The sequence below is a fragment of the Roseobacter sp. GAI101 genome, assembly GCF_000156335.1.
In the GTDB taxonomy this organism is placed as follows: Bacteria; Pseudomonadota; Alphaproteobacteria; order Rhodobacterales; family Rhodobacteraceae; genus Sulfitobacter.
Window position 1 is genome coordinate 1611947 of record NZ_DS999213.1, and the last position, 22943, is coordinate 1634889.

Genomic DNA, 22943 nt, shown 5'->3' on the forward strand with positions numbered 1-22943 from the left:
GCGACGCCCAGGATCGAGTTGTCGTGCTTACCGGAATAGACTGGCTCGAAGTCGCGGTCGGGCAGCAGGTCAAAGTCGCTTTTCAGGATCGCGCTTGGGGCCTTGAAGCCGGAATTCGACGTCGGCGAGGTAAAGGCCAACTGCTTGCCCTTGATATCCTCGACCTTTTCAATGCCCGAGCCGGGATAGGTGATGATTTCCATCTCGTAGCCGAAATTGCCATCCTTGGACGCCATGATCGTAAACGGGTTGAACCCCGCGCAATTGACCGCCAGCGGGTTCGATCCCGTATTGAAGCCCGCGATGTGCAAACGTCCCGACCGCATCGCTTCGATCTGCGCCGCGTTGTTCTGCACCGGGAAGAAGATGACCTTCTTGCCGGTCTCCGCCTCGAGATGGGTCAGGAAGTCGGACCAAGCCTCTTTGTAGACGGCGGGGTCTTCGACGGGCGTATAGGCAAAGATCAACGTATCGGGATCAACCTGTTCCGCCGGATCGGTGGGCGTGTCGGCGATCAGGTCGCCGTCCACATCGCAAAACCGCTTGTCCAGATCACCACGCGGGCAATCCTGCGCCGCAACGGGGGCCGCCAGCGAAAGTGCAAATGCCATGGCAGCGCCAGACAAAAGTGTATTCATTAATTTCATGTAAATATCCTCCCAGATACGAAAGGCTAACCGGAAAGGAATATTTTGCAAGCGCGTTTATGTTCGTTTTTCAGCCGGTCGGAATGCCGTGGGCCGTCCAGTCGTCGAACCGGCTTGCCTCTGGCAGGTCCGGCAAAGGCGCGTTCAAGTAGCCATTTGTGTACAATCGAAACGGGACATCCGCGTTGCGGGCCGTAAAATAGTCGATCGTGCTGTCGCCGACATACAAAGTCTCAGACGGCTTGGCGCGCAGGTCGTCGATACAGGCCAGCAAAGGTGCCGGATCGGGCTTTTTGGCCTGCCCGTCCTCTGCCCCTGCGATGACCTGAAAGTACGGCGTCAGATCCAGCCGTTCACAGATTTCGCGCGCCGGTCCGGTTGGTTTGTTGGTGCAGATGCCCAGCGGAACACCGGCATCCTGAAACGCCGCAAGTGCCGCCATCACGCCGGGGTAAGGACGGGTCAGTGTCGTCATGTCCTGATTGTAGCTGTCCATGAACAGACCAAGGGCCGTTTGCCTTTGCGCCGCGTCGTAGCCGCCTGTGGCGTCCAGGCTGCGTTCAACCAGCTTTTCGACCCCGTTCCCGATGAACGAGATGACGGTCGGCAAATCCAGCGCCTCGCGCCCCAGGGACGTGAGGGTCGCATTCGCGGCGGCGTGAAGATCAGGCGCGCTGTGGATCAGGGTGCCGTCCAGATCAAAGATGATCGCTTTGGGATATGTCATGCGGGCTACATATCGCGGCATTTGCGGTTCTTCAAAGCCAAAATACCGGTGCGCAGTCCTGGCCCCGCCCTGCTCATCCTTCTGATCTGTGCAAGCGGCGCGCCGGGACGACCGCCCCGACAATGGACTTTTGCCGGGGTTGATTGAACAGGTCGAAGCTGCCATCGTTTTCTTCAGGTTGGAAAATGAGAACCCCATGTTGGCCTATCTGACGTTGATACTTGTCTGCCAACTGGCCGGAGAGCTTGCCGTAGGTGCCTTGGCGATGCCCGTTCCCGGCCCCGTCGTCGGCATGGTCTTGCTTTTCATTCTCCTGATCGCGATTGGCTCCGTGCCCAAGGGGTTGGATCAAACGGCCACCGGCCTTCTGAATTCAATGTCCCTGCTTTTCGTTCCGGCGGGGACCGGCGTGATGCTGCATTTCAAACTGTTGGGAGAGGCGTTGCTGCCGCTCAGCCTCGCATTGATCTTCAGCACGCTGGCCACGATTGTCGTGACGGCCCGACTGATGCAATGGCTGGGAAAAGAGCGTGCCGATGAATAGCCTGCAAGACACCTGGGTTTATCTGAGTGCGACGCCGCTGTTCCATCTGACGATGACGCTGGTCGCCTTTCAGGTGGCCAACTTTGCCTTCGAGAAAGCCGGGCGAAACCCTTTGTTGAACCCGGTGCTTGGCGCGGTCTTGCTGCTTGTCGCGATGCTTTTGATCACCGGCACCGACTATGGCACCTATTTCGAAGGGGCGCAGTTCGTTCATTTTCTTCTGGGGCCCGCGACGGTCGCCCTGGCCGTACCGCTGTACCGGCAATGGTACAACGTGCGCCGGTCTGCACTTGCCATCGCAGTCAGCCTGATTGCCGGATCACTCACTGCCATCCTCACGGCGGTGGCGACGGCCTGGTTCTTTGGCGGGTCGTTGCCGATACTGGCGTCCCTGGCCCCCAAATCCGTCACGGCTCCGGTTGCGATGGCCATCGCAGAGGAGCTTGGCGGTTTGCCGTCCCTGACGGCGGTCCTTGTGATTGCGACGGGCATCTTCGGGGCCATGTTCGGGCCGGGCATTCTGAACCTTGTCGGGGTCAAGGACTGGCGCGCAAGAGGTCTGGCGATGGGCACGGCAAGCCACGGGATCGGCACGGCACGCGCGCTTCAGGTCAATGAAACGGCAGGGGCGTTTTCAGGCCTTGCGATGGGGCTGAACGCGCTTGCCACGGCGCTGTTGTTGCCGATCATATGGGGCATTCTCGTCGGTTTGCTTAGCGTCTGACCGGCCCTGCATGCGCGTGATACGTCACGGGAAGGTTTGACATGCTGTAAGCAATTCCATCTTAGACGAACAGGCAAGTGCGAGAGGCTTAGCGGCAGATTACCGTGAAGACATTGATAGCCTGTGACCTGCGCCACCGATGGTGCCGGACGATCCGGTGCCGCGTCGGGCCCGCTGCCCGAAAAGCGGAGCGGCCAATTTCTCTGCACCGGGGCGCAAAGCTTGCCACGATGGCCCTTTCGGTGACGACACCGGGGATGTATTCCACCGAATAGCGTGACCGGCTTAACGGTGTCACAAGATAGACGTGGGGCGCGACTTCTGCGCTCAATATCACCGGGGACCGATAGGGCTGCGGATACATTTCCATGTTGCACCCCGCCACCCCAAGGACAAAAAGCCACGACAGGATTGATGTGAGACACTTCATGATGACCTCCTGTGATTGGAAAACGCTATCGCGTCGGGGCCAGGTGCAAATTGATTTGCCGCAATCGTGTGGCGCGAAATCTTGGACGGTGCGGCGTTCCGACCGTTAGAATCTCGAACAGATACGAACATTGATCTGGGAAACATCACTCTGGCCTTTTACGGCCTGTAATCATCGCCTGGGCCAGATTTTCATGATGCGCAAAACTGGCCAGGATCACCCCGCCGATATGCAGCAAGGCCAGCACCAGCGTTATGTTGGCAAATGCTTCGTGCAACTCTTCGAGGCGTTCGTCTTCGGCATCATCCGTACGTGCTGCTGCGTCGTCGTCAGAATTCTCCTCGTCCGCAAGGGCAGTACTTGCGGCTGCGGTGGCCCCTTTCGTCTCGGCAAAGACCGCGCCAAGGGGGCCTTTGTTTTCCACCTGACCGTAGTAGGACATCCCGCTGATCACCGTTGCCGACAGTCCCGTCAAAAGCGCAAAGACCATCCATGCCCCCGCGGGACTGTGGCCCAGATAGCGCTTTGAATTGCCGCCGAAAACGCTGAACAGATACCGCAGGGCCGCGAATGGACCAAAAAGGAAATCACTGAACCGCGCATGTTTGGGGCCGATGAAACCCCAGATGATCCGCAAGACCACCAATCCCCCGACAGCATATCCCGCCCAGACGTGAACGGCCAAATTGCTGCCTTCGGGTTCCACGAAATATGCGGCCAGAAAGGCCACCACCAAGGACCAGTGAAAGACCCTTACGAACGGGTCCCAGACCTTGACGCTTTGCTGGCTAGATGCTGCCATGACGCTATCCCCCCTTATGGTTTTCCGGTGGCCGCGCCCGCGCGTCAGAACGGTTTCCGCTGTGCCCGGAATTCCCAGATTGTGACGTTGCCATCGCCGTTGGCGTCAGCCGCCTCATAGCTTTCCTGCGCCTTTGCCATGAATTCAGCCAAGGTCACGTTGCCATCGCCATCCGCATCCAGCGCCTTGAAACGTTCTGTCCGGTTCTGGTACCGGCGTTCCTGACTGCGCCGCCCCATCGGCATGGCCCATGGTGCGTTGTCCAGAAATTCATCCATCGAAATCTGGCCGTCGCCGTCGCCATCGAAATAGGCAAATGCCGTGCTGGCATGTTTGGACGCCTCGGAGGCGCTGATCTTCCCGTCGCCGTCATCGTCGACACGCAGGGTCATCATATGCAAATGCCCAAATAAGCCGGACCCGAAGGGCATCATGTGATCCCGGTCATCATCGTCGGTTTCTTCGGTCATCTCGGATTGAGCCTTGTCGGATTGCGCCTTGTCGGATTGCGCCCGAAGCGGGGCTGCCGTGGCCAATGTGGCAATCACTGCGACAAACGCGACAAGGCCGCGAAATGTAAGGTCGTGTTTCATGTTCTTTCCTTTCGGGATGTATGAAATCATGCAAGCAAGGGGCAAGTGCTGCAGACCATGTTCAGTCTGCGCATACGCCCCCGTTCCTAGTTCTTCCCGGAGCCGCCACCGGCCCCACCTGCGCCGCCGTCCCCGCCCGCGCCGTCAGAGGCAGGGTCGCAATCCTTGTCGCGATCGCGGTCCCGGTCGCGATCCTGATCCATCTCCGCATCGGCGCAGGTCTGCAGGCGGTCACGCTCGCGGCGCACATCGGCACATTCGGCCGACCCCGATCCGTCGCAGTCCATCAGTTGTTCGCGCACCTGCAACAAAAGCGCGCAATCTTGGGCATTCAGGCTGCCGCAATCTTGTAATTGGTCTTGTGTCTTATTCTGCGCCTGGATCACGCCGGGCATGGCAAGACCTAGCGTCAGTACAAACGGGCTGAAAAAACGCCATCGCATCGCTATTTCCTTTCCAATGGCTTCAATCTCATGACGCCAGAAATAGGATGCGCACGCCCCGTGGTATTGATACGGATCAATCCGCCCGGCACGAAGGATGCGGGTCGGCCAAACCCCGCCTCACCTGCCCCGGTCGACAATGCGGACAGGCCAATCCAGGTTGCACGCCATGGCTCCCGACCCTCACGACAGGATCACATCACCGCATTCGTTACGCGATGGCACTTGGTGCAATCCGCGTCTATTCTAGGCGAATGCGAGACATCAATCTTAAAGCCACTGAATATTTCGAGGCCGTCGCCCGACTGGGCACGGTGACCAAGGCGGCACAGGAACTGGGCGTGTCGCCCTCTGCCGTGAGCCAGCAGTTGACGTCACTCGAATCCCAGCTTGGGGTCAAACTGTTCCGGCGGGAAAAGCGTCGGTTGATCCTCAAGCTGGATGGCGACCGGCTGTTCCAGACGACGACGCAGGCGTTCCGCGCGCTCAGGAACGCCAGCAGCGCCATCGGGCGGCAACGAGACATGCGCAACATCACGATCAGGGTCAGCCCCAGTTTCGGCGTGCGCTGGCTTGGCCCCCGGATCGCCACATTCGCCGAGCAAAATCCAGACTGGAACATTCGCGTCGATGCCACCCCTGACTACAGTGCCTTTGACACCGAGGCGGTCGATCTTGACCTGCGTTACGGCGTAGGCAACTGGTCCGGCCTGACGGTCGAACCGGTGGTCAATGATCTATCGCTACCGATGTGCAACCCCGATTACCTTGCCTGGCTGCAACGCCAAAGCGATGATCCGGTCGAACAGCTAAAGCACGCCCGCCTGATCGACAGCGTAAAGACGCTTTAGCGGTGGGACATCTGGCTTGCCGCCAACCAGATCGAACTGCCCGACATCGCCTATCCTTTCCGCTTTGACCGGTCTTCCATGTCCATCGAGATGGCCAAGCAAGGTGCCGGCATTGCGCTCGACAGCGCGGTTTTGTGCCATGGAGAGTTGGAGCGCGGCGAACTGGTGCCCTTCGCGCCCCTTTTCCCGGTGGTCGATTTCATGGCCTACTGGATCGTCTGCCCGCCACGCCACCTGAACCGGCGGATCGTGAAACGCTTTGCGCATTGGGTCGTCACCGAAGCCCGTGAACACGAAGAAAGAACGCGCGCCCTGCTGATCCGTGCGGGCTGCCAATTCAGACCCGCAATCGACCTTGAGATGACCGAAGTCACACCTTGGGCGCTGTGACCGGGCGTCAGTAGATGGTCAAGGCAGGGATGAACGAGATCGCGAGAAGGACCATGAGCGCCACCAGATAGAACGGCATCAGCGCCTTGACGGTTTGCCCTATGCCGACCCGCGCAATCGCAGCGGATATAAACAGGGTCGTGCCTACCGGAGGCGTATAAAGCCCGATCGACAGATTGACGACCATCATCAAGCCGAGCTGGACGGGATCAAGGCCGATCGAATTGCCGATGGTTACGAAAAGCGGCCCCAGCAGCAGCACGGCGGCCGGCAGGTCAAGAAACGCCCCGACAATCAGCATCACGACATTCAACGCGAGGATGATCATCCAGGGGTTCTGGATGGTCGCGGCAACCCATTCCGCCAGTTCTTGTGGCACACGCTCAGCGGTCAGCACCCACTGGATCGTCGAGGACGCCATGATGATGATCATAACCGCGCCGGTCATCATCGCCGTGTCTACGCTGGCATCCCAGATGCCCTTGAACGTCAGGTCGCGGTAGACAAGGCCCGATATCAGCAGCGCATAGGCGACCGCCAGAACCGAAACCTCGGTCGGGGTTGCGATGCCGAAGCGCAGCGTGCCGATGATGAACACGGGCATCAGCATCGCCGGAAAAGCGATTATAAGCTGGCCGCGGAATTCCTTGAACCCGCCCGGCAAAGGGGAGCGCGGCAGCTTCTTGCGATGCGCCACCAGCCAGACGGTGGCAAACATCCCGATCCCCAACATCAGGCCGGGCAAGATACCCGCAACGAAGAGGTCCACGATCGAAACGTTAGAGACAAGGCCATACAGGATCAGCGGGATCGACGGCGGGATCAGTACCGAAACGGTCGAAGAGGCAGAGTTGATCGCGGCGGCAAAACCACCCGGATAACCTTCCTTCTGCTGGACCGGGATCAACGCGTTCCCCAATGCCGACGCATCCGCCACGGCGGAACCCGAGACACCGCCGAACATCACCGACCCAAGGATCGACACCTGCCCCATGCCCCCGCGCATGTTGCCGACCAGCAGCCGCGCGACGTTGATAAGGTAGACGCCGAACTTGCCCGACATCATCAGGTTGCCCGCCAGAATGAAGAACGGGATTGCCAGCATCGGAAAGCTTTGCGTCGGGGTGTACAGGCGCTGCGCGATCACCGCCAAAGGCTTGCCATCAAACCAAAGCGCTGCGGCGACGCCGCCAATCATCGCATGGGCCACGGGTACGGACAGGGCCAGCAAGGCAAAGAAAATCCAGATCATCGGAGCGGCCATGGTGTGTCCTCAGCTAAGGCTTGAATGTTCAGGGTCGCTCTTTTCCGGAGCGATGTATGCGACGCGGACCACACTGAGGGCCGCAATCACCGCCATGCTGGCGAAGGCGTAGACAAGGCTTGAATAGCCCCAGATCTGTTTTATCCCGAGCGTCGACAACGTCTGGAATTTGGACGCTCTGAGGATCGGCTGGCTCGACACCAGAACGTTGACCGAGATCACCAAGATGATGATGTTGACGGCGATCATCAGGGCACGCTGCCAGTTGGCGTTCAATGCGTCGGGCAACAGGAGGATCGCGATGTTGCGCGCCCGCGCCGCGGCGATGACGATGCCGCCCGCCACGAGCCAAGGCAGTGTCATTGCGTGAATCTCATAGGCCCAGGCGATGCCTGCCCCCGTCGCATAGCGCAGGATGACATTGACCAGAAGGGTCAGGAAGGTAAGCGAAAGCATCGCGAAGGCGATGATCTTCCCGCTCCACTCCAAGGCCGAAATCAACCCCGTTGCGGCTGTCAGGAAGGGGCGCGAACGCCCCTTCCTGTTTTCCACATCGGGCTGCAGCTGCGCCCCCGACGACATCAGAGACCCGCCGCTTCCCGCAGCGCTGCCACGAGCTCGGGATACTGCTCCGCGTATTTGTCATAGACCGATGCCGTTGCGGCCTGATACGCGGCCTTGTCTGCCTCGGCAAAGATAGCGCCTTCGGCTTCCATCACAGGACGCAGATCCTCATCGCTCGACAGGACCAGATCGCGCTGGATCTTGCCTGCTTCGGCCGTGGCTTCAAGCGCACAGGTCTGCGTTGCTTCATCCAGACCGGACCACCAGCCCAGACCTGCCACCACGGGGGTCGATTCGTACTTGTGACCGGTCAAGGTGACGTAGGGTGTGATCTCGTGCAGCTTGGCGGAATAGATGTTCACCAGCGGGTTTTCCTGTCCGTCGAAGACACCCGACTGAAGTGCTGTCGGCAGTTCGGACCATGCCAGCGGTGCCGGTGACGCGCCAAGGGCTTCAAAGATATCAACGGTCATCTGATCCGGTGGCGTGCGGATTTTCATCCCTGCCAGATCACCCGGTTCAGCCACGTTTTTCGATGTGTGCGTGACGTTGCGAATGCCGTTGTCCCAAAAGCCGAGGATCTTGAGACCGGCGTTCTGTGCACGCGCGTCGATCATTTCACCGACTTCGCCGTCCAGAGTGCCCCAGGCTGTCGGCAAATCCTTGAACAGGAACGGCAGACCCAGCAGGCCGATCTCCGGCACGATCTGGCTCATTGCGCCCTGGCTGTTTGCAGAAACCTGGATGACACCTGCCGTGGCAGAGGTCAGCATTTCCACATCGTTGCCCATCGTCGCGGACGGCGCATGGTTCACGGTGTGCGCCCCACCCGAGCAGGTGGCAAACAGCTCTGCCCATTTCTCGGCGGCGACATAGCGCGGGTTGCCTGGGTTGGCACCGTGCGCGAAAATCACTTCATCCGCATGCCCCGCACCGGCAAAGGCGGTAGTTGCGGCCAGAATGGCCAAGACGTTGATCTTCATGATGGTTTCCTCCCTTTTTGAAGATAGTCGATAGGCCCCTTTATGCGTAGGGGTATTGGGTAATTCAGTGAATGAGCGAGCCCCCGTTCACGTCCACTTCGGTGCCGGTGCAATAGGCCGACAGGTCCGAGGCAAGGAACAGGGCACAGCCCGCCACGTCGGATGCTTCGCCCGCACGCCCCATCGGAATACCGTCGAGCACTGTCTTTTGCATTTCCGGTGTCAGTTTTCCAGCGGTGATATCCGTGGCGATAAAGCCGGGACAGATTGCGTTCGACCGCACGTTGTCGGGGGCCAGTTCGCGGGCCATCGCCTTGGTCAGGCCCAGAACACCGGCCTTGGCAGCCGAATAATGCGGGCCGCCAAAGATGCCGCCACCGCGCTGCGCCGACACCGACGACAGGTTGACGATAGACCCGGATTTCTGCGCGCGCATGGCCGGAATGACGGCCTGGCTCATGTAAAGTGTGCCGCGCAGGCTCACGTCGGTCACGGCATCGTAATTGTCCGGCCCGATCTCCATCAGCTTGAGCGGCTGGGTGATGCCTGCGTTGTTCACCAGAATGTCGATGCGCCCGAACTGGTCAAGCGTCGCCTTGGCGACAGCATCGCAGGCTGCCTTGTCAACGACATTGCCCGCCAACCCGATGTGCCCTTCGCCGGGCAGGTCCTTGGCGGCGGCACTTGCCTGATCCGCATCAAGGTCCATGATGACGATCGTGGCACCATGTTCGGCAAACAGCTTGGCTGTCGCCTTTCCCAGACCACGCGGGCTTGCCGCCCCTGTAATGATCGCGATTTTTCCGTCAAGAAGGCCCATAGCCTCTTCTCCTCCCGTTAAAACTTCTGGCTTAAAGCCAGCTCTTGATCCGCTCGGCGACCTTGTCGACCGAAAGACCGTACATTTCGTGCAACGTTGGCAGTGCACCGGCTTCCAGAAATTCATCCGGCAACCCGATCATGCGGAACTGCGGCGCGATCCCGGCGGTCAGCAAGGTAGTGGCGACGGCTTCGCCCAGCCCCCCGTTGACCGTGTGGTTTTCTGCCGTAACGACCAGCCGGCCTTGCTTTGCCGCCTCGGCGCGGATGGTCTCAACGTCCAGCGGCTTGATCGTGGGAACGTGCAACACGCCGACATCGACATTGTCATCCGCCAGTTTCACGGCGGCATCCAGCGCCCGCATCGTCATGATGCCCGTGGAAATCACCAGCACGTCCCGGCCTTCGCGGATCATCTGCGCCTTGCCCAGTTCGAATTTGTAATCCGGTTTGTGCTTGCGCAGCACCGATGGCACCTTGCCCCGCAACAGACGCGCATAGACAGGGCCGTCATGGGCAACCATCGCAGGGACCATGCCTGCGACATCGGCGGCATCGCAGGGATCAATCAGCACCATGTTCGGCAGGCCCCGGAAAATGGCGAGGTCTTCGGTTGCCTGATGGCTTGGCCCATAGCCCGTCGTCAGGCCCGGCAGCGCGCAGGCAATCTTGACCGGCAGATTTTCTTCGGCAATCGCCATTGCGATAAAGTCATAGGCCCGGCGCGATGCAAACACCGCGTAGGTCGTCGCGAATGGAATGAATCCTTCACGCGCCAGCCCCGAGGCGGCAGAGAACAACAACTGCTCGGCCATGCCCATCTGGTAGAACCGCTCCGGCATCTCGTTGGCAAAGATATGAAGGTCGGTGTATTTTGACAGGTCAGCAGACAGGCCGACGATCCGCTTGTCCTTTTTGGCAAGTTCGACCAGCGCGTGACCGAAAGGCGCGTTTACGGTGTCATACCCTTCGGCCGCCAGCGACGCGATCATCGCCGAGGTTGCAACCTTGGTTTGCGCGACGCGGCGCGGCTCGTATTTGCGGGCCATCGAAGCAAGGGTCATTGTGGCTTTCCTTCTTCCAGCTTGGCGAGCGCCTTGGACCATTCATCCGCTTCGACGCGGACGAAATGGGTGATCTCGCGGGCCTCGAGGAAATCGACGCCCTTGCACATGGTCGTGTTGCAAATGATGACACGGGGTCTGGCGTCGGTAAGGTCGCGCGCCGCATCAAAGGCGGCAACCAAAGCGTCCAGGTCATTGCCGTCCACTTCTTGCGCGAACCAGCCGAACGCTTCCCATTTCGGCGCTTCGGCCCCGACCGCCAGCGCGTCGCGCGTCGGGCCATCGGCCTGCTGGTTGTTGAAGTCGACGATGCAGATCAGGTTATCCAGCTTCCACTGGACCGCGGACATCACCGCTTCCCAGGTTGAGCCTTCGTCAAGCTCGCCGTCAGACATCAGGTTATAGACGAACGCCGGGTTTTTCTTGCGTTTCAGCCCCATCGCCATGCCGACGGCGATGCCCAGACCATGGCCCAGCGATCCGCCGGTGATTTCCATGCCGGGGGTATAGGACGCCATGCCCGACATCGGCATCCGAGAGTCGTCCATGCCGTAGGTCTCAAGCTCTTCTTCCGGCAGGATGCCCGCTTCCATCAGCACGGCGTAAAGTGCGATGGCGTAGTGGCCGATCGACAGCAAAAAGCGGTCGCGCCCTTCCCATTCGGGGTCTTCGGCCTGAAAGTCCATGGCGTGAAAATAGGATGTGGCCAGCACATCCGCGACGCCAAGCGCCTGTCCGATGTACCCCTGCCCCTGAACTTCGCCCATCAGAAGTGCTTTGCGACGGATATTCCACGCACGCATCTCCAAGGACATGTTCGAGAATGCGCCCGGTGGCGTTTCAGCTGTCATTTGCTCCTCCCGAGTTGACGACCTGGGACAACGGTAGCAAGGTAAAATGGCCGCGTATTGTATGAAAACTGAAAGACCTCGTTAGCAATTCTTAACAACTTTCCCCGCGATCATCGGCTACTACTCGGGCGATTCCGCACGGGCGCGGCCGCGCCCAGAACGGAAAACTGAGGGAGGAACTTTATGTCACAGATGATCTTTGCCGACAGCTTGTCGCGCTTGGGAACAGAATCGGCTTTCACGGTACTGGCGCGGGCGCAGGCCCTTGCAGCGCAGGGCCACGACATCATCAACCTTGGCATCGGCCAGCCGGATTTCCAGACGCCTGACCATATCGTCGAGGCCGGAATTAAGGCGCTGCGCGATGGCCATCACGGCTATACGCCCGCAAACGGCATCCCCGCGCTGCGCGAAGCGGTCGCCGCCGATCTGCACAAACGGCACAAGGTCGAGGTGAACCCCGACAACGTGGTCGTCGTGCCGGGCGGCAAGCCCACGATGTTCTTTGCCGTGCTGATGTTCGGCCAGCCCGGCGTCGAGATCATGTACCCCAACCCCGGCTTCCCGATCTACGAAAGCGTGATCCGCTATTCCGGTGCCACGCCGGTGCCGATCGCCCTCGAGGAAAGTAACGGCTTTGCCTTTTCAGCCGAAGCCGTTCTAGACCAGATCACGCCGCGCACACGGCTGATCATCATCAACAGCCCCGCGAACCCGACTGGCGGCGTGACACCGCGCGCCGAAATCGACAAGTTTGTCGCCGGGCTGGCCGATCACCCCCATGTCGCCGTGCTGTCGGACGAGATCTACAGCCAGATGTTGTACGAGGGCCGCGAGCATGTTTCGCTGCTGCAATATCCCGAAATCCGCGACCGCCTGATCGTGCTGGATGGCTGGTCCAAGACCTATGCCATGACGGGCTGGCGTCTGGGTTTCGCGGTCTGGCCCGACGACGCTGTCGGCCCCGCGACCAAACTGGCGATCAATGACCATTCCTGCGTGAATGCCGCCACCCAATACGCGGGTATCGCAGCACTGACCGGCCCCCAAGATGCGGTTGCCGACATGATGGTGGCCTTTGACGCGCGCCGCAGGCTGATCGTCGAAGAACTGAACAGCCTTCCCGGTGTGCGCTGCTCGGACCCCGGCGGCGCGTTCTATGCGTTTCCCAACATCGAAGGCACCGGCATGACCGCCCGCGAGGCGCAGGACCGGTTCCTGGATGTGGCAGGTGTCGCGACCGTCGCGGGGACGTCCTTTGGCAGCTACGGCGAAGGCTATCTGCGGTTCTCCTACGCCAATTCGACCGACAATATCAGCGAGGCGATCCGTCGCATCCGCGAAATTTTATAAGAGGGCCCCGCGCGATGACCGATATTCAGTCGATGGCCCACGCCATCCGTTTCACCGCCCTTGATTCCATCCTGAACGCAGGCGAAGGCCATCAGGGGGTGCCTTTGGGCATGGCCGAAATCGCGGCGACGCTTTATGCCCGTCACCTCAAGGTGGACCCGAAGGACCCGCTTTGGCCTGATCGCGACCGTGTGGTGCTGTCCAACGGACACGGGTCGATGCTGCTATATTCCTTGCTGCATCTGGCAGGCTACGCGCATGTCACCACCGACGCGCTCAAGTCTTTCCGCAAGCTGGGATCGGTCTGCGCGGGGCATCCCGAAATCGAGCAAGAGGCAGGCATCGAGCTGACGACCGGGCTTCTGGGTCAGGGAATCGCCTGCTCTGTCGGGATGGCCGTGGCCGAAGCGCGGCTGGCCGCGCAATTCGGGTCCGACCTTGTGGACCACCGCACCTGGGCCTTTGTCGGCGACGGCTGCCTTCAGGAAGGTGTCGGCCAGGAAGCAATATCACTGGCCGGTCACCTGCAACTGGGCAAGCTGACGTTCCTTTGGGATGACAACCACATCACCGATTACGGAACGACAGACCTGTCGATCAGCGAAGATGTACCGGCGCGGTTCCAAGCCGCCAACTGGCATGTGCAAGCCGTTGATGGCCACGACATCGAAGCCGTCTCGGCCGCGATGGATGCCGCCAAGGCCGATCCGCGACCGTCCCTGATTGCTTGCCGCACCGTGATTGCCCGCGGCATTCCGCGCCTGCAAGGCCAGCGCAGCGGTCACAGCGCCCCCTTGACCCAGGCGGATTCCGACGAGGCGCGGGCCTTACTGAAGTGGGACCACGCGCCGTTTTATCTGCCCGAAATCGTACGCCACGACTGGGCCGCCTGTATGGAACGCGGCACGCAGGCACATGCGGCATGGCGATCCCGGATCGACGACCATGCATCGGCGACGACCTTTCACCAGTGGACCAGCGGCGCTTTGCCAAAGGACTGGACTGCCGCAATGCAAGGTATCACCAAAGATCAGGCGTCGCTGCGTACCCCCCGCCCGACGATCCAGTCGTCTGGTGAAGTCTGTGATGCACTGGCCCGGACACTGCCTGACACCCTTGTCCTGTGCGCCGATCTCGAGGCTCCGACAAACCACAAACGCAGCCGGATTGCCTTTGACGCATCCGACCATTCAGGCAGCTATGTCCACTGCGGCGTGCGCGAACATCTGATGGGGTCGATGTGTGACGGGATCGCCGCCCACCGCGGCTTGCGGCCCGTGAATGTCACCTATCTTGCCTTCGCCGATTACGAGAGACCCGCAATGCGCATGGCGGCGGTGATGGGTCTTCCCGCGCTTTTCGTGTTCAGCCACGACAGCATCGGTGTGGGCAGCAACGGGCCGACCCACCAGCCGGTCGAAATCCTTGCCAGTTTCCGCGCCATGCCGAACATGAAAGTGTTCCGCCCGGCCGACGCCGTCGAGACCGCCGAAGCATGGGCGCTGGCAATGGAGGCGACAGATGGTCCCAGCCTGTTTGCATTGTCGAGGCAGCCTGCGGATCAGGTGCGTGACACCTGCACCGAGAACCTGACCGCACGCGGGGCATATGTCCTGCACGAAGCGGATGGCGCGCGCGATATCACCTTGATGGCAAGCGGTACCGAAGTCGGCCTTGCCGTGACAGCACAGCAGGCGCTTGCGGGGATGGGCATTCAAGCCGCCGTGGTGTCCATGCCCTGTTGGGAACTTTTCGATGCGCAGGATGCAGACTATCGGGCCAGCGTCATCGGAACCGCGCCGCGCATCGGCATAGAGGCCGCCATGAAGTTCGGCTGGGAGCGCTGGCTTGGGGAGAACGGTCATTTCATCGGCATGAGCGGGTTCGGGGCATCGGATCAGTCCGCCAAACTGTATGAGCATTTTGGCATTTCGGTTGATGCCATCGTCACAGCCGCCACGACCATGGCGGGGAAAAAGGCGCGCTGAGCAAGCCGTACCTGTCCGCCGCCCTTGCCCGGTCTTTTGTGTTGTGCAAACGCCTGTCTCAGCATGCAGCCCCGTTCCAATGAACCGGACTGCATGGTATTTGCCGCCTCGCGGGTGACTTGACGGGCGGCTAATTCACTGCCGGGTTACATTTTGCTTAAGCCCGGACCGCTAGCATTCTATCGGTCGGCGGCACGCCAAGCCTCTCAGAGGGGGACAGCGGCAATGACATCCCGCGGACCAGAATGCGCGACCCTCAAGAGCGGCTGAACCTGGGCTCCTTTCTTGCGCCATTTTATCAGGATCGTTGCCGTATTCTTGATCCCGTGCTGGGCAAGGACCGAGGGCAAGGATTGAACATCACAGATCGCGATGATCTGCGCATCGGACTGGGCATTCGCAACGATGGTCACACAGATATCATCCGCGCCCTCTTTGGCCGAAAGGTGCGCGCTGACGCTTTGTGCTGCGGTGACCGCCATATAAAGGGCGACGCAACTGCCGGGCGCGAGATTTTTGATCGCGTCCGGCACGCCATATCCGCCTGAAAAATGCCCCGTCGTCAGGATCAGCGTGTCGATGGCATCGCGTTCGGTCAGCGTCTGCGCGCTGGCCGCCGCAGCCCCGCAGGCGGCCGTGACCCCGGGGACAATTTCAAACGGAATTGCGGCTGCACGCAGGGCGTCCATCTCTTCAAGGCTGCGGGCGAAAATTGCAGGGTCGCCACATTTCAAGCGGACGACCCGCGCGCCATTCCTTGCCGCAGCGACCATGGTTTGGGTGATTTTCTCTTGGGGCCAGCTGTGGCATCCGGGCCTTTTGCCGACATAGATCCGCTCGGCATCCCTGCGGGCGAGTTCGAGGATCTCGGGATCGACCAACCGATCATAATAGATCACATCCGCTTCCTGAAGCCGCTGCACACCGCGCAGGGTGATCAGGTCCTTGGCACCGGGGCCCGCGCCGACCAGGGCGACACTTCCCCCCATGTCCTGACCAAAATCACCGGTTTCAATCGCCTGCTTGATCATCTGCGCGGTCTCGCGCGCGGCACCGCGTGCATGGCTCCGCCGGGGGGCGTCGCCGAACACCCAACGCCACAAATCGCGCCGCACCCGAGGGGCAAGCCGGGCTGCCGCACCTGCGCGCAAGCGCCCGGCAAGCGCTGCCAGATCGCCCAGATTCGGTTCCAGCATCTGTTCCAGTTGCGTCTTGATCTGGCGGGCCAGAACCGGGGCAGTGCCTTCGGTCCCGATGGCCACCACCACCGGATCACGGTCCACGATCGACGGGGTGATCACATCGCATAGCGCGGGCTGATCGACCACGTTCACACAAGCCCCTGCGGTCTTGGCCAGGGCATGCAGCGCGCGGTCTGCACCGGGGCAGCCGGTTGCAATGAACACCAATGCGGTACCGGCAAAGTCATCCCCTCGTATCTGCCCGCGCTGCTGCCTGATCCGGCCCGTGGCAGCCAGGGCGGCAAGCTCGTCCTCCAGCGCGTCGCTGATCACCGTGATATGTGCATCTGTCTTGAGCATGAGGCGCACTTTTTGGGCCGCCTGCTCTGCGCCGCCGACGATCACGACACGTCTGCCGGCCATTTGAATGAACATGGGAAAGGTTTTCATACACGACATCCTTCATATGCGGCACGGTTGGCCCACAAGTCCTGCGCCTTGATCTGGGCCTGTGCGACGGTGGTGGTTGGGTCGACGGTCCACAGCGCAAGGGCGGCTGTGCCCGTCACGGTCGCTTCGGCGAACGCGTCCTGCGTGCGGCCTTGCCAAAGCGCAAGAGCGTCGACAGCGGCACCGGTTTCGTGCAGGCGGCGGGTTTCGGTCAGCAGGGCCGGCGCTGGCTGCTGGATATGCGCACCGTTCCGCAGGCCGAAGCAGATGATATCCTTGGACGGGTGGCGTTCGAATTCCCCGCCGCCGCCTTTGATGATGCTCAGCCTGTGTTGTCCCAGCATCGACGCTGCCCGGGCCTGTAAACTGCGGTAGGACGGGTGAAACACCCCCTGAACCGTTGCACCGGCACGCGACGGATTCCACATGCGCAAAACAGTGTTGATGCAGGACCGCAGGCCAAGATCGGCCCGCAGATCAAGAAGGCGGAACGCCTCGGGCGACAGCGTGACAAGCGGGTCATACCGGACCTGTGGTCCGACCAGCGCGCGGATGTCTTCGGCGCGCATAGTGGCGTTTTGAAAGGCGTTGTGGCCGTGCATCGAAATGCGCACCCCTGCCTGTGCCACCAGCCGTGCGGCCAGCAGGTATAGCGGTGCACCGCGGCTGCGCCCTGCGGCATAACTGGGCCAATCGAGATCGGCAGCAGGCAGCATGTCCGCCACACTTGCCCGCAAGGCGGCGGTAAAGCCTGCGATTTCCTGCGGCTCTTCTCCGCGCAGCCGAAGCACCATCAGCAACGCGCCCACGGCCTCGGGGGCGGCGCGGCCCTCCAGGATCACGGTCATGGCCTCTTGCGCCTCGGCCAGCGTCAGGGCGCGGGCACGCCCCTTGCCCTGCGCGACGATCCGGACGAAGGGTGCCAGCGTCATTCCGCAGCCGCCCGGAGCTTGTTTTGCGCGACGAGACGCGCCAGTTCCGGCTTGCAAGAGCCGCAGCTCGTACCCGCGCATGTCACTTCGCCCAAGGTCTGGACGGACTGCGCGCCCTCAGCGATCGCTGCCAGCAACGTATTCTGGCCGACGCTGAAACACGCACAGATCACAGTGCCCGGATCAGGCTGGTCCTGCCCCATCCGCCCGGCAAGCGCCTCGAGCGGTGTGGCGGTGGTGCCGATATGCGCAATCGCTGCTGCACGCGACAGGATCACCGGCTGACGCGCTGCATAGAACACAGCCTGCACCACGCCGCCCTCGCACAGCGCAACCCGCACCGCACCACTGGTGCTGTCCTCAAACACTGACGCCTCGGCATCGGGCAGTTGCGCGACCGCGCGTGCTTGCGCCACCCAGTCGGCCGGCAGATCCCGGCTCGCCAGTTCCACCTGCCAGCCCGTCTGCGTCCGTGCAATCGCCGCATAGGCCGTATCTGCGGTTGGCTGGTTGATGCAGGTCAAAAAACCGTACCAGCGCGCGCTGAAGACGCTGACAGACACGGCACCCCGCTTGAGCGCGGGCTGGCCGGAATGGGGGTCGGTCGCGGGGGTGATCACGCTGTTGATCGTGCCGTTGCGCGCGGTCTGGCGCGTCCAGTGCATCGGGGCAAACAGCGCGCCTTGCGTGACGCGGTCGGTAACGAGTGCGCGCAGTATCGTCGTGCCAAGGGTATTTCTGACCTCGACCAGATCACCATGGGCCGCGTTGATACCGGCAGCATCCTCGGGGTGGATTTCCAGATAGGGTTCAGCCAGATGTGCGCCCAGCCTGCGCGACTTTCCGGTCCGTGTCATCGTATGCCACTGGTCGCGGTTGCGACCCGTGTTCAGGATCAGACCCGCGTGCTGCGGCACGGGTGTTTCGACCGGTATCATCCGTGCCTTGCCATCGGGGTGGTAAAACTGCCCGTCCGCAAAGAACCGCATGTCATTGCGCGGCCATTGGGTGGGGATCAGCTGCGCGTAATCGGCATCGGCAAATATACTCAGGTCCAAATCACGGCCAAAACGGCGCGAGGCTGCGTCCAGCGCGATGTATTCCGCAAAAATCTCCGCAGGTGTCTGATAGGCAAAGGCATCCCCGAACCCCATCCGGGCTGCCACATCGCAAATGATGCGCCAATCCGGCCGTGCCCCTTCGGGTGCGGGCAAAAATGCCCGCTGGCGCGAGATGCGGCGCTCGGAATTTGTGACGGTACCGTCCTTTTCGCCCCAACCCGTTGCAGGCAGCAGCACATCGGCCAGATCGCCCGTATCCGTGCGCGCCATGATGTCCGAGACGGCGACGAAAGGGACATTGGCGATGGCGCGGGCCACCCCATCTGCATCCGGCATGGAAACGGCAGGGTTTGTGGACATCACCCACAGCGCCTTGATCCGGCCCGATGCGCAGGCCTTGAACAGATCAACTGCCTTGAGCCCCGCCGACCTGCATATGGTGGGGCTGTCCCAGAATGCCTGAACCGTGGCGCGGTGGTCAGCATTTTCGATGTCCAGGTGGTTTGCCAGCATGTTGGCAAGGCCGCCAACCTCGCGACCGCCCATCGCGTTGGGCTGTCCGGTGACCGAAAACGGGCCGCAGCCCGGCGTGCCGATCCGGCCCGTGGCAAGATGGCAGTTGATGATCGCGCCCACCTTGTCGGTGCCGCATGAAGACTGGTTCACGCCTTGGGAATAGACGGTCACGACCTTGGGCATGGCGGTCCAGAGGGCATAGAAGTCGGCAAGCTCGGCGGCGGTCAACCCCGAGTGCAAGGGGGCCGCCTGCCCGGCTGTCGCCACGGCCACATCAAGACCATTCACATGGCGTGCGACATAATCGGCATCGACCGCACCGGACGCCGCCAGATGTGCAAGCAATCCGTTGAACAAGGCGATGTCCCCGTCCGGAGCCACCCGCAAATGCATGTCCGCCAGATCACAGGTCGCGGTGCGGCGCGGATCGACGTTGACGACCCGCATCGCGGGGCGCGCTTGCTTGGCCGCTGCAATGCGCTGGTAGAGCACAGGATGACACCACGCGAGGTTCGAACCGACCAGCACGACCAGATCGGCCTGTTCCAGATCGGCGTAGGTCCCCGGCACGGTATCGGTCCCGAAGGCGCGTTTGTGCCCCGCCACCGACGACGCCATGCACAGCCGTGAATTCGTGTCGATGTTGGCTGATCCGATAAAGCCTTTCATCAGCTTGTTGGCGACGTAGTAATCCTCGGTCAAGAGTTGGCCCGAGACATAGAAGGCAACGCTGTCGGGGCCGTGATCACGGATTGCATCCGCGAATTTGCGGGCGACCAGATCAAGCGCCGTGTCCCAACTGGCAGGACGGCCTTCGATCTGCGGTTGCAAGAGCCGACCTTCGAGATCAATCGTTTCGCCCAGCGCCGACCCTTTGGAACACAGCCGCCCGAAGTTCGCCGGATGATCGGGATCGCCCTTGATGGTCCCATCTGCACCAGCCAGAACGCCGCAGCCGACACCGCAGTAGGGGCATGTGGTGCGCGTCAGGGTCATGCGGCGGAACGTCGGTTCAGGGCGGCCTTGTCCAGTAGAATCCGCCCGTTTTCCACCGTTGCCGGATAGGTTTCGACACGACCGTCGTCCGCGCCCTGTGCCTGGCCCGTTTCCAGCGAAAACACCCAGTTGTGCAGCGGACAGGTCACCTTGTCCCCGTGCACAATGCCTTCCGCCAGAGGGCCGCCCTTGTGCGGGCAACTGTTGTTGAGGGCGTAAACCTCATCCGTTGCAGTCCGGAACACAGCGACGCAACCGGCCAGCGTCTTGACCACCCGCGCCCCGCGTTGGGGCACGTCGTCCAGGGCGGCAATATCAATCCAGTCGCTCATTCCGCGGCCTCCATCTGCAGGGTTGCCAAAGGCTGATAGCTTTGTGCTTTTTGCTGGACGTGATCGGCCCACGGATCGCGGCGATAGATGCTCTGGCTCAGTTCGAACCCGGCAATCAGGGCTGCGCGCCCCTCAAGATCGTCCACCACACGTTCCTTGATCCAGTCCGCCCCCACCTTGCTCATCCACTTGTAGATACGATCAAGATAGCGGGCATTTTCGCGATAGAGCTGCGTGATCGCCTTGATCACGTCGATCGCTTCGCGTTCGGATGGCACCTGCACCAACAGATCCGTTTCGCGCACATCCATCCCGGCCGCGCCACCGATGGAAATCTGATAGCCGCTGTCGACACAGACGACGCCGATGTCCTTGCACGTTGCCTCTGCACAGTTGCGCGGACAGCCTGACACACCCAGCTTTAGCTTGTGCGGTGTCCATGCCCCCCACAGCGTCTTTTCCAGCTTGATCCCCAAGCCGGTACTGTCCTGGGTGCCAAAGCGGCAATGGTCGGTGCCGACACAGGTCTTTACCGTGCGCAACCCTTTTGAATAGGCATGCCCCGACACCATGCCCGCTGCGTTCAGATCTGCCCAGATGGCGGGCAGATCCTCGCCCCTGACGCCCAGCAGGTCGATCCGCTGACCGCCCGTCACCTTGACCGTCGGCACAGCGTATTTATCCGCCGCATCGGCGATGGCACGCAATTCGTCCGGTGTGGTGATCCCGCCCCACATGCGCGGCACTACGCTAAAGGTACCGTCCTTCTGGATGTTGGCGTGTTTGCGTTCATTGATGAAACGGCTTTGCGGATCATCCGCATATTCAAGCGGCCAATCCGCCAGCAGATAGAAGTTCAGCGCGGGGCGGCAGACATGGCACCCGCATGAGGTTTTCCAGCCGCATTCCTGCCAGACTGCCGGCATTGACGTCAGGTGCCGGGATTTGATCATCCGGCGCACGTCCTCGTGGGTCATATCCGCGCAGGCGCAGATCGACGCGGCGGCAGGCAGGACGAAATCATCGCCCAGCGTGACGGCCAGCACCTGTTCGACCAATCCGGTGCAGCTCCCGCAGGAGGCCGAGGCCTTGGTGGTCGCCTTGACTGCGCCAAGGTCGGTCGCACCCGCCGTGATGGCGTCTTCGATCTGGCCTTTGCAAATGCCGTTGCAGCCACAGATTTCCGCATCACGCGGTAAGGCTGCAACGGCTGCCAACGGGTCCAGCGGGGTGCCCCCCTGATAAGCCGGGCCAAAGATCAGCGTATCGCGCATCCGGGCGATATCGGTCTTGTCGCGGATCAGACCGAAGAACCAGTTGCTGTCAGCGGTGTCACCGTACATGACCGCGCCGATGATGATGTCGTTCTCGATCACCAGACGGCGGTAGACGCCGCGCCCGGGGTCCCGGAACACAATATCTTCGCGCCCGTCCCCATCGGCGAAATCGCCGGCGCTGAACAGATCGCATCCGGTGACCTTCAACTTGGTCGAAAGTTCCTTTTGCACAAAGGTTGCGGCCTCGCCCAGCAGCGTCTTGGCCGCCACCCGCGCCTGATCGTAAAGCGGGGCAACAAGGCCAAAAATTGCGCCGTCATGTTCCACACATTCACCGACGGCCAGAATGTCTGCGTCCGATGTGACCATCTGGTCATCGACATGAATGCCGCGCCCCACGGCCAGCCCTGCCTCGGCGGCAAGGGCCACGTTGGGCCGGATGCCGACGGCCATAACCAGCAGATCGCAGGGCAGTTCGGTGCCATCATCCAGCAAAAGCGCGCGGACGTGACCGTCTTTGCCAAGAATCTCCTTGGAGTTGGCCGAGCATTTGATCGTGATGCCCTTGTCCACCAAGGCCTTGCGCAACAGGTACCCCGCCGCTTCGTCCAGTTGCCGTTCCATCAGGTGGCCCATGATATGCACGACTGTGACCTTGACGCCCCGCGCGGCCATGCCTGCGGCAGCCTCAAGACCCAACAGACCGCCACCGATCACCACGCAGGTGTTGTCGGGGCCAAGGCCCATCATCCGCTCGGTATCCTCAAGATCACGGTAGGCGATGACACCTTCCAGATAGTGCCCCGGCAACGGAATGATGAAGGGATTTGATCCGGTGCCGAACATGAGCTTGTCATAGCTCAGCACATCGCCATTCTGCGCCGTCACCGTCTTGGCCGCGCGATCGATCCCGGCAATCCTTTCGCCAAAGCGGCAGGTCACGCCATTGTCGGCGTACCACTGCGGTGTGTGTGTCTCGATCTCGGCATAGGTTTTGTCCCCCGCCAACACGGGCGACAGCATGATGCGGTTGTAGTTTCCACGCGGCTCTGCGTTGAACAGGATCACGTCATACGCGTCGGGGGCCGTGTCCAGCAGGGTTTCCAGCGCACGGCCCGTGGCCATGCCCGCCCCGATGATGATCAGCTTCTGTTTCATCTC

General features: G+C 61.4%; 21 protein-coding genes and 1 pseudogene. 5 read left to right on the top strand and 17 right to left on the bottom strand.

All coding sequences use genetic code 11. The features are described 5' to 3' along the window. Together phnD and gph are read right to left on the bottom strand one after the other, a co-directional pair. The coding region (gene phnD, locus RGAI101_RS07575) for a phosphate/phosphite/phosphonate ABC transporter substrate-binding protein (protein WP_037229226.1) at positions 1–647 on the bottom strand (647 nt) is incomplete at its 3' end. A 70-nt stretch (positions 648–717) separates the two neighbouring features. Next, a complete protein-coding gene (gene gph, locus RGAI101_RS07580; RefSeq protein ID WP_254655254.1) occupies positions 718–1395 on the bottom strand; it encodes a phosphoglycolate phosphatase in 678 nt (225 codons plus the stop codon). A 175-nt stretch (positions 1396–1570) separates the two neighbouring features. Here gph and RGAI101_RS07585 point away from each other — a divergent pair, with 175 nt between their 5' ends. Further along, positions 1571–1918, top strand: coding sequence for a CidA/LrgA family protein (locus tag RGAI101_RS07585; RefSeq protein ID WP_037227682.1), 348 nt, complete (start codon positions 1571–1573; stop codon positions 1916–1918). Then, positions 1911–2642 carry an LrgB family protein gene (locus RGAI101_RS07590; protein ID WP_008227208.1) on the top strand — a complete coding sequence of 244 codons (732 nt, stop codon included), beginning with the start codon at positions 1911–1913 and terminating at the stop codon, positions 2640–2642. The genes RGAI101_RS07585 and RGAI101_RS07590 overlap by 8 nt, the downstream gene beginning before the upstream one ends. Positions 2643–2730: 88 nt before the next feature. On the opposite strand, the gene RGAI101_RS07595 is transcribed toward RGAI101_RS07590, so the two are convergent. The 4 genes from RGAI101_RS07595 to RGAI101_RS07610 form a co-directional block, all read right to left on the bottom strand. Further along, entirely contained in the window at positions 2731–3072 is a 342-nt protein-coding gene (locus tag RGAI101_RS07595; protein WP_037227684.1) for a hypothetical protein, read from the bottom strand. A 145-nt stretch (positions 3073–3217) separates the two neighbouring features. After that, entirely contained in the window at positions 3218–3874 is a 657-nt protein-coding gene (locus RGAI101_RS07600; RefSeq protein ID WP_008228926.1) for a cytochrome b/b6 domain-containing protein, read from the bottom strand. Positions 3875–3918: 44 nt separating this feature from the next. After that, positions 3919–4467, bottom strand: a complete 549-nt coding sequence (locus RGAI101_RS07605) for an EF-hand domain-containing protein (RefSeq protein WP_037227686.1) — start codon at positions 4465–4467, stop codon at positions 3919–3921. An 86-nt stretch (positions 4468–4553) separates the two neighbouring features. Then, positions 4554–4910, bottom strand: coding sequence for a hypothetical protein (locus tag RGAI101_RS07610; RefSeq protein ID WP_037227688.1), 357 nt, complete (start codon positions 4908–4910; stop codon positions 4554–4556). 254 nt (positions 4911–5164) lie between these two features. On the opposite strand from RGAI101_RS07610, the pseudogene RGAI101_RS07615 reads away from it, so the two are divergent. Further along, positions 5165–6151: pseudogene (locus RGAI101_RS07615) on the top strand (LysR substrate-binding domain-containing protein). A 7-nt stretch (positions 6152–6158) separates the two neighbouring features. Here RGAI101_RS07615 and RGAI101_RS07620 read toward each other — a convergent pair. From RGAI101_RS07620 to RGAI101_RS07645, 6 genes are all read right to left on the bottom strand, one after another. Then, on the bottom strand, positions 6159–7415 hold the full coding sequence (locus RGAI101_RS07620) for a TRAP transporter large permease (RefSeq protein ID WP_008226113.1): 1257 nt from the start codon (positions 7413–7415) through the stop codon (positions 6159–6161). A 9-nt stretch (positions 7416–7424) separates the two neighbouring features. Beyond that, entirely contained in the window at positions 7425–7967 is a 543-nt protein-coding gene (locus RGAI101_RS07625; protein ID WP_254655255.1) for a TRAP transporter small permease, read from the bottom strand. A 29-nt stretch (positions 7968–7996) separates the two neighbouring features. Further along, a complete protein-coding gene (locus RGAI101_RS07630; RefSeq protein WP_008229132.1) occupies positions 7997–8962 on the bottom strand; it encodes a TRAP transporter substrate-binding protein in 966 nt (321 codons plus the stop codon). A 64-nt stretch (positions 8963–9026) separates the two neighbouring features. Next, positions 9027–9782 (bottom strand): SDR family NAD(P)-dependent oxidoreductase, encoded by a 756-nt coding sequence (locus RGAI101_RS07635; protein ID WP_008226627.1) that lies wholly within the window; start codon positions 9780–9782, stop codon positions 9027–9029. 31 nt (positions 9783–9813) lie between these two features. After that, positions 9814–10845: a transketolase family protein gene (locus RGAI101_RS07640; RefSeq protein ID WP_008226844.1), complete on the bottom strand. Its 1032-nt coding sequence runs from the start codon at positions 10843–10845 to the stop codon at positions 9814–9816. Next, positions 10842–11696 carry a transketolase gene (locus tag RGAI101_RS07645; protein WP_008228953.1) on the bottom strand — a complete coding sequence of 285 codons (855 nt, stop codon included), beginning with the start codon at positions 11694–11696 and terminating at the stop codon, positions 10842–10844. The genes RGAI101_RS07640 and RGAI101_RS07645 overlap by 4 nt, the downstream gene beginning before the upstream one ends. Positions 11697–11879: 183 nt before the next feature. Here RGAI101_RS07645 and RGAI101_RS07650 point away from each other — a divergent pair, with 183 nt between their 5' ends. Then, complete coding sequence (locus RGAI101_RS07650) at positions 11880–13049, top strand: pyridoxal phosphate-dependent aminotransferase (protein ID WP_008228198.1); 1170 nt, start codon at positions 11880–11882, stop codon at positions 13047–13049. Between the two features lie 14 nt (positions 13050–13063). Further along, the gene (tkt, locus tag RGAI101_RS07655; RefSeq protein ID WP_008228267.1) at positions 13064–15037 is read left to right on the top strand and encodes a transketolase; all 1974 of its coding nucleotides are present in this window, start codon (positions 13064–13066) and stop codon (positions 15035–15037) included. A 206-nt stretch (positions 15038–15243) separates the two neighbouring features. On the opposite strand, the gene cysG is transcribed toward tkt, so the two are convergent. Genes cysG through nirB form a run of 5 tightly spaced genes read right to left on the bottom strand, consistent with a single transcriptional unit; the run spans position 15244 to position 22940 of the window. Further along, positions 15244–16668, bottom strand: a complete 1425-nt coding sequence (gene cysG, locus RGAI101_RS07660; RefSeq protein WP_008225956.1) for a siroheme synthase CysG — start codon at positions 16666–16668, stop codon at positions 15244–15246. Continuing rightward, on the bottom strand, positions 16665–17600 hold the full coding sequence (locus tag RGAI101_RS07665) for a glycosyl transferase family 3 (RefSeq protein ID WP_008226764.1): 936 nt from the start codon (positions 17598–17600) through the stop codon (positions 16665–16667). Before RGAI101_RS07665 ends, cysG begins: the two co-directional genes overlap by 4 nt. Further along, positions 17597–20173: a nitrate reductase gene (locus RGAI101_RS07670; RefSeq protein WP_008225902.1), complete on the bottom strand. Its 2577-nt coding sequence runs from the start codon at positions 20171–20173 to the stop codon at positions 17597–17599. Before RGAI101_RS07670 ends, RGAI101_RS07665 begins: the two co-directional genes overlap by 4 nt. Further along, positions 20170–20505, bottom strand: coding sequence for a nitrite reductase small subunit NirD (gene nirD, locus RGAI101_RS07675; protein ID WP_008228559.1), 336 nt, complete (start codon positions 20503–20505; stop codon positions 20170–20172). Before nirD ends, RGAI101_RS07670 begins: the two co-directional genes overlap by 4 nt. Continuing rightward, entirely contained in the window at positions 20502–22940 is a 2439-nt protein-coding gene (nirB, locus tag RGAI101_RS07680; protein WP_008229065.1) for a nitrite reductase large subunit NirB, read from the bottom strand. The genes nirD and nirB overlap by 4 nt, the downstream gene beginning before the upstream one ends. Between the last annotated feature and the right edge of the window lie 3 nt (positions 22941–22943).

Excerpts from the sequence above, each read along its gene's own strand:
- RGAI101_RS07640 (WP_008226844.1), bottom strand. The coding sequence starts at position 10,845 with ATGACCCTTGCTTCGATGGCCCGCAAATACGAGCCGCGCCGCGTCGCG.
- RGAI101_RS07630 (WP_008229132.1), bottom strand. The coding sequence starts at position 8,962 with ATGAAGATCAACGTCTTGGCCATTCTGGCCGCAACTACCGCCTTTGCC.
- RGAI101_RS07665 (WP_008226764.1), bottom strand. The coding sequence starts at position 17,600 with ATGACGCTGGCACCCTTCGTCCGGATCGTCGCGCAGGGCAAGGGGCGT.
- RGAI101_RS07590 (WP_008227208.1), top strand. The coding sequence starts at position 1,911 with ATGAATAGCCTGCAAGACACCTGGGTTTATCTGAGTGCGACGCCGCTG.
- RGAI101_RS07605 (WP_037227686.1), bottom strand. The coding sequence starts at position 4,467 with ATGAAACACGACCTTACATTTCGCGGCCTTGTCGCGTTTGTCGCAGTG.
- RGAI101_RS07645 (WP_008228953.1), bottom strand. The coding sequence starts at position 11,696 with ATGACAGCTGAAACGCCACCGGGCGCATTCTCGAACATGTCCTTGGAG.
- RGAI101_RS07585 (WP_037227682.1), top strand. The coding sequence starts at position 1,571 with ATGTTGGCCTATCTGACGTTGATACTTGTCTGCCAACTGGCCGGAGAG.
- nirB (WP_008229065.1), bottom strand. The coding sequence starts at position 22,940 with ATGAAACAGAAGCTGATCATCATCGGGGCGGGCATGGCCACGGGCCGT.
- RGAI101_RS07620 (WP_008226113.1), bottom strand. The coding sequence starts at position 7,415 with ATGGCCGCTCCGATGATCTGGATTTTCTTTGCCTTGCTGGCCCTGTCC.
- nirD (WP_008228559.1), bottom strand. The coding sequence starts at position 20,505 with ATGAGCGACTGGATTGATATTGCCGCCCTGGACGACGTGCCCCAACGC.
- tkt (WP_008228267.1), top strand. The coding sequence starts at position 13,064 with ATGACCGATATTCAGTCGATGGCCCACGCCATCCGTTTCACCGCCCTT.
- RGAI101_RS07595 (WP_037227684.1), bottom strand. The coding sequence starts at position 3,072 with ATGAAGTGTCTCACATCAATCCTGTCGTGGCTTTTTGTCCTTGGGGTG.
- RGAI101_RS07635 (WP_008226627.1), bottom strand. The coding sequence starts at position 9,782 with ATGGGCCTTCTTGACGGAAAAATCGCGATCATTACAGGGGCGGCAAGC.
- RGAI101_RS07670 (WP_008225902.1), bottom strand. The coding sequence starts at position 20,173 with ATGACCCTGACGCGCACCACATGCCCCTACTGCGGTGTCGGCTGCGGC.
- cysG (WP_008225956.1), bottom strand. The coding sequence starts at position 16,668 with ATGAAAACCTTTCCCATGTTCATTCAAATGGCCGGCAGACGTGTCGTG.
- RGAI101_RS07610 (WP_037227688.1), bottom strand. The coding sequence starts at position 4,910 with ATGCGATGGCGTTTTTTCAGCCCGTTTGTACTGACGCTAGGTCTTGCC.
- gph (WP_254655254.1), bottom strand. The coding sequence starts at position 1,395 with ATGCCGCGATATGTAGCCCGCATGACATATCCCAAAGCGATCATCTTT.
- RGAI101_RS07600 (WP_008228926.1), bottom strand. The coding sequence starts at position 3,874 with ATGGCAGCATCTAGCCAGCAAAGCGTCAAGGTCTGGGACCCGTTCGTA.
- RGAI101_RS07650 (WP_008228198.1), top strand. The coding sequence starts at position 11,880 with ATGTCACAGATGATCTTTGCCGACAGCTTGTCGCGCTTGGGAACAGAA.